The sequence below is a fragment of the Psychrobacter sp. CAL346-MNA-CIBAN-0220 genome (assembly GCF_040309805.1).
GTDB lineage: Bacteria > Pseudomonadota > Gammaproteobacteria > Pseudomonadales > Moraxellaceae > Psychrobacter.
Window position 1 is genome coordinate 1 of record NZ_JBEOPF010000222.1, and the last position, 276, is coordinate 276.

At 48.6% G+C, this 276-nt stretch carries 1 protein-coding gene; it reads left to right on the forward strand.

What is annotated here, in order from left to right:
- Positions 1-276, forward strand: a 276-nt coding sequence (locus tag AAEY88_RS13405) for a cytochrome c maturation protein CcmE (protein WP_350563179.1), incomplete at both ends; no start/stop codon positions are given.

A 276-nucleotide genomic window follows, 5' to 3' on the forward strand; every position in this document is an offset into this window, starting at 1 on the left:
CTATTGGGCAACAGACTGATTACTACTTTGATGCTACCGCGATTGCGCAAGGTGAGGCACCGCAAGACAAGCGTATTCGTGCTGGTGGTATGGTAGTCGCGGGTAGTGTTCAACGCGCCGAAGACAATCCATTGAACGTTGAGTTTGCCATCACGGATTTTCAATCGACCGTACCTGTGACCTATCAAGGTATTTTGCCAGATTTATTTGCTGAAAACTCAGGCGTTGTCGCTACCGGTAAGATGCAAGGCGACATCTTTGTGGCTGGTGAAGTAT